This is a genomic window from Spirillospora sp. NPDC046719, assembly GCF_040645715.1.
Taxonomy (GTDB): Bacteria; Actinomycetota; Actinomycetes; order Streptosporangiales; family Streptosporangiaceae; genus Spirillospora.
The window spans coordinates 1-5288 of sequence record NZ_JBEYYT010000553.1; the positions used below are offsets into that span (position 1 = coordinate 1).

4 protein-coding genes and 1 tRNA gene are annotated in these 5288 nt (G+C 70.7%); 1 reads left to right on the forward strand and 4 read right to left on the reverse strand.

Annotated features, from left to right (window positions below; all coding sequences use genetic code 11):
- Nucleotide 1 precedes the first annotated feature (1 nt).
- The 4 genes from ABZ914_RS45775 to ABZ914_RS45790 all read right to left on the reverse strand — a co-directional run bounded on the left by ABZ914_RS45775 (nucleotide 2) and on the right by ABZ914_RS45790 (nucleotide 2221).
- Nucleotides 2-75: transfer RNA gene (locus tag ABZ914_RS45775), tRNA-Met, on the reverse strand.
- Nucleotides 76-124: 49 nt separating this feature from the next.
- The gene (locus ABZ914_RS45780; RefSeq protein ID WP_500200945.1) at nucleotides 125-1174 is read right to left on the reverse strand and encodes a YlbL family protein; all 1050 of its coding nucleotides are present in this window, start codon (nucleotides 1172-1174) and stop codon (nucleotides 125-127) included.
- 28 nt (nucleotides 1175-1202) lie between these two features.
- A complete protein-coding gene (locus ABZ914_RS45785; protein WP_433140426.1) occupies nucleotides 1203-1649 on the reverse strand; it encodes a molybdenum cofactor biosynthesis protein MoaE in 447 nt (148 codons plus the stop codon).
- Nucleotides 1650-1681: 32 nt separating this feature from the next.
- Entirely contained in the window at nucleotides 1682-2221 is a 540-nt protein-coding gene (locus ABZ914_RS45790; protein ID WP_433140429.1) for a PPA1309 family protein, read from the reverse strand.
- 109 nt (nucleotides 2222-2330) lie between these two features.
- Here ABZ914_RS45790 and ABZ914_RS45795 point away from each other — a divergent pair, with 109 nt between their 5' ends.
- Nucleotides 2331-5255 carry a UPF0182 family membrane protein gene (locus ABZ914_RS45795; RefSeq protein WP_500200946.1) on the forward strand — a complete coding sequence of 975 codons (2925 nt, stop codon included), beginning with the start codon at nucleotides 2331-2333 and terminating at the stop codon, nucleotides 5253-5255.
- The last annotated feature ends 33 nt before the right edge of the window (nucleotides 5256-5288 follow it).

A 5288-nucleotide genomic window follows, 5' to 3' on the forward strand; every position in this document is an offset into this window, starting at 1 on the left:
GTAGCGGGGGCAGGATTTGAACCTGCGACCTCTGGGTTATGAGCCCAGCGAGCTACCGAACTGCTCCACCCCGCGGTGATGTCTTAACTCTATGGCATGGCGGGGGTTCGACCAAATCGGTGGGTCATTTGGTGCAGGCGGGGACGGCGCCCTTGCCGGTGGTGATGGCGTTGATGGCCTGGACGGCGCTGTGGAGGGTGTCGGCGCGGACGAGGCGGAGGCCGGCGGGGCGGGCGCCGACGGCTTCGGAGCAGTTCTTGGCGGGGGTGAGGAAGACGGTGGCGCCGGCGCGGCGGGCGGCGATCATCTTCTGCTGGATGCCGCCGATGGGGCTGACCTGGCCGTCGGGGTCGATCTCGCCGGTGCCGGCGATGAACCTGCCGGCGCTGAGGGAGCCGGGGGTGAGCTTGTCGTAGATGGCGAGGGCGAACATGAGGCCGGCGCTGGGGCCGCCGATGTCGCCGACGCTGATGTCGATCTTGAAGGGGAACTTGTACTGGTCGCCGAGGACGACGCCGACGACGGCGCGCTTGCCGGTGGGGTCGGCGACGGTGGTGAAGGTCTGAGTGCTCTCCTTGCCGCCGCGCTGGACGGTGAGGGTGACCTTGTCGCCGATCTTGCGCTTGGCCATGCTGCCGGTGACCTGGGCGGTGCTGGTGACCTTGGCGCCGTCGAGGGCGGTGACCTGGTCGCCGGGCTGGAGCTTGCCGTCGGCGGGGCGGCCCTTCTGGACGCCTTGGACGATCACCTGGGTCTGCAGGGGGACGCCGAGCTCGTGCAGGGCGGCGGCCTTGGCGCTCTGCTGGGAGTCCTGCATCTGGCGGGTGTTCTCCTGGTCGACCTGCTTCTGGCTCTGGTCCTTGGGGAAGTAGAGCTCCTCGGGGACGATCGCGGTGTCGTGGTCGAGCCAGCCGCGCAGGGCGGTGAACAGGTCGATGCGCCCGCCGGGGCCGCCGCGGTAGGTGACGGTGGTGAAGTTGAGGTGCCCCTGGTCGGGGTAGGTCTGGCGGCCGTCGATGGTGATGACCTGCTGACCCTTCTCGTTCGTGCCGAGGGTGTTGCTCGTCGGGCCGGGCATCAGCGCGATGTAGGGCACCGGCATGAGGGAGCCGACGAGGGCCAGCGCGAGGATGAGGACGCTCGCGACGGTGAGCGTGGCGGCACGACGAGACATGGTCGGAACTCTATGCGGCCCGGGGGGCTCAGCAGGCCCCGACCCACTCGTCTCCGCCGTCGGCGAAGGTCTGGTGCTTCCAGATGGGCACCTGGGCCTTGAGGTCGTCGATGAGCCGGCGGCAGGCGTCGAAGGCTTCGGCGCGGTGGGGGCAGGACGCGGCGACGACGACGGCGAGGTCGCCGATCTGGAGGTCGCCGACGCGGTGGACGGCGGCGAGGGCGCGGACGGGGAGGTCGGCGGCGACCTTCTCCATGACGGCGAGGAGCTCGCGCCGGACGGTGGGGTGGGCGCTGTAGGACAGGGCGCTGACGTCGCGGGCGTGGTCGTGGTCGCGGACGGTCCCGACGAACAGCGCGACGCCGCCGGCGGCGGGGTCGCCGACGGCGGCGAACACCTCGTCGACGGAGAGCGGGGTGTCGCGGATCTCGGCGAGCCGGATGACGTTCCCGGCGGCGGCGCTGTCTTCGCTCACGTTCCGCAGGCTACCTCCCGGAGGGCGGCCCGCTAGGGGCGAGGGGCGGGCTCGTCGGGTTCGAAGGTGGCGGCGAGGGCCTCGGCGAGGGCGGGGACGAGGTCGGGTCCGGCGAGGACCTCGTCGTCGGTGTCGTGGCGGCGCAGCCGGAGGGCGGAGTGCCGGGTGCCGTCGCGGAGCACGCCGACGATCATGCGGACGTCCTCGCGGGCGGGGTGGCCGGCGGCGAACTCGGCGGCCTCGGCCTCGTCCTCGGGGATCTCGTCCTCGGCCTCGGGCGGGAGCACGACCCGTTCGATGACGAGGGCGCAGCCCTCGACGGCGTCGGGCCAGGCGATGGCGGCGAGGGCGTCCTCGACGCCGGCCTTCTCGGGGAGGGCGGGCTGTTCGAGGGCGGCGAGGGTGTCGGCGTCGGGGGGCAGGCCGAGCTGGTCGGCGAGTTCGGGCTCGGCGCGGCGCAGCTCGGTGCTGCGGACGAGGGCGTAGAGGCGGGGAGCGGAGTCCCAGCCCTCCTGTGCCGAGTGACGTTCGAGGTCCAGCACGACTTCTTCCAGAAGACTCACGGGGCCCATCTTTCCCCGTCCGGGGACCGGGAAATACGGGAACCCGGGTGGTAGTCGGTAAGTTGCTTACACAGCACCGGCGCGCGGCCGGTGGGCCGCATCTCGATCGGAGGGGCAATTGGCCTTCCGGACTCCCGGTTCGGGGCGCCGGTTCGGCACCGGGCGCACCCGGCCGATACTGCCGGTCCTGGTGGCGCTGGCGCTGCTGCTGGCGGTTTTCCTGGTGTTCACCGCGGTCTACACGAATCTGCTGTGGTACCGCTCGATCGGCTTCTCGAAGGTGTACACGACGCAGCTGCGCGCGGAGGCGGTGCTGTTCGCCGGTTCGGGCCTGCTGATGTCGCTGGTGGTGGGCGCGAACGTGGCGGTGGCGTACCGGCTGCGCCCGGCGTACCGGCCGCTGTCTGTGGAGCAGCAGGGGCTGGAGCGGTACCGGTCGGTGATCGATCCGCGCCGGCGGCTGATCTCGCTGGGGCTGCTGCTCCTGCTGGGCGTGCTGACGGGGTCGTCGGTGGCGGGCCGGTGGCAGGTGTGGCTGGCGTTCCTGAACCGCACGTCGTTCGGCGTGAAGGACCCGCAGTTCCATAAGGACGTGTCGTTCTACGTCTTCACCTATCCGTTCCTGCGGCTGGTGCTGGGCGTGGTGTTCGCGACGGTGATCCTGTCGTTCCTGGCCGCGGTGATGGTGCATTACCTGTACGGCGGTCTGCGGCTTCAGGGGCCGGGCGACAAGGCGAGCCCGCCCGCGCGCGCGCATCTGTCGGTGCTGGTGGGGCTTTTCGTGCTGCTGAAGGCGCTGGCGTACTGGCTGGACCGGTACGGGCTCGTCCATTCGGAGCGGGGCGTGACGACCGGCGCGTCCTATACCGATGTGAACGCGCTGCTGCCCGCCAAGACGATCCTGGCGGTCATCGCGCTGCTGTGCGCGGTGATGTTCTTCAGCAACCTGCTGCGGCGCGGCATGATGCTGCCGGGCGTGGGGTTCACGCTGCTGGTGCTGTCGGCGATCCTGCTGGGCGGGCTGTACCCGCTGCTGATCCAGCAGTTCCAGGTGAAGCCGGACGAGCTGGCCAAGGAGCGCGGCTACATCCAGCGCAACATCGACTTCACACGGCGGGCGTACGGGGTGGGCGGCGCGCAGGTCGTCCCGTACGGGTCGTCGCCGGTGACGGACCAGAAGCAGCTGCAGGACGAGGCGAACGGGCTGGGCGGCGTCCGCGTCCTGGACCCGAACGTGGTGGGCCCGACGTTCGAGCAGCTGCAGCGGATCCGCCCGTTCTACAAGTTCCCCGACACCCTGGACGTCGACCGCTACACGGTGGACGGCAGGACCACCGACACGGTGGTGGCGCTGCGGGAGCTGTCGGGCGCGCCGTCGGGGCAGCGCAGCTGGGTGAAGGACCGGATGGTCTACACGCACGGCTACGGGTTCGTGTCGGCGTACGGCGACCAGATGGCGCAGGGCGGGAACCCGGACTTCATCACCCGCGACATGCCGGCCTCGTCCGGCCAGCGGATCCAGGTGACGCGGCCGGAGATCTACTTCGGGGAGCGGTCGCCGCGCTACTCCGTGGCCGGCGGGAAGGGCCAGCAGGAGCTGAACTACCCGGACAACAGCCCGGACGACGGGCAGCAGAGCACCACCTACGACGGGAACGGCGGCGTCCCGATCGACTCGTTCTTCCACAAGCTGCTGTACTCGGCGAAGTTCCAGGACAAGAACCTGCTGCTGTCCGGCGCGATCAAGAAGGGCGCGCAGATCCTGTACGACCGGTCGCCGCGGGAGCGGGTGCACAAGGCGGCGCCGTGGCTGACGCTGGACGGCGACCCGTATCCGGCGGTGGTGCAGGGCCGGGTCGTGTGGATCGTGGACGGCTACACCACGTCCGGCGCGTACCCGTACTCGGAGCAGACGAGCCTGGGCGAGGCGACCCGCGACACGATCACCGACACCCGCTCGTCGGTGGCGCGGCAGGCGAACGACCACATCAACTACATGCGGAACTCGGTGAAGGCCACGGTGGACGCCTACAGCGGCGCTGTCCACCTGTACCAGTGGGACACCGAGGACCCGATCCTCAAGACGTGGATGAAGGTCTTCCCGGACACCGTCCAGAAGAAGTCGAGCATCCCGGACGACCTGCTGAAGCACTTCCGCTACCCGCAGGACCTGTTCAAGGTGCAGCGGCAGATCCTCACCAAGTACCACGTGACGGACCCGTCGGCGTTCTACAACGGCGAGGGCTTCTGGGAGGTGCCGCAGGACCCGACGACGCGGGGCAAGCTGCAGCCGCCGTACTACCAGAGCCTGAAGATGCCGGCGCCGTTCGACGCCTCCCCCGCGTTCTCCCTGACGACGGTGTTCAACCCGCGCGACAACCCGCAGCTCGCGTCGTTCATGGCGGTCGACTCCGATCCGTCGAGCCCGTACTACGGCCAGATCCGGATCCTGCAGATGCCGCGGGACGCGCAGCCGCCGGGGCCGGGGCAGGTGCAGAACTCGTTCGAGACGGATTCGCAGGTGAAGGGCGACCTGTTCGCGCTGCGGCAGGGCGGGACGAAGACCGTCGCGGGCAACCTGCTGACGATCCCGTTCGGCGGGAGCCTGCTGTACGTCGAGCCGATGTACACCAAGGCGTCCGGCGGGAAGGAGCAGCAGCCGTACCCGCTGCTCGGCAAGGTGCTGGTGCGGTACGGCACCCGGATCGCGGCGGCGGGCACGTTCGGGGACGCGTTGAAGCAGGTCCTCGGCGGGACCGGCGCCCCTGCGGTGACGCCGCCCGGGGACGGCCGGCTGACGCGGGACGAGCAGCAGGCGATCGGCGACCTGCAGAAGGCCGTGAGCGACTACGAGAAGGCCCAGCAGAAGGGCGACTACCCCGGCATGGGCGACGCCTGGAAGCGGATCAAGCGGGCGCAGGAGGCGCTGTCGGCGGCGCAGCAGGCGGGCGCGGGCCGGCCGAAGCCGACCCCGGACGCGACGACCCCCTCGCCGTCCGCGACCCCGTCGCCGACCGGCTCGGCCGAGGCCTCGCCCGGCTGACCCGGCCGCCCGGCCCGGTGAACGCGGGCCGGG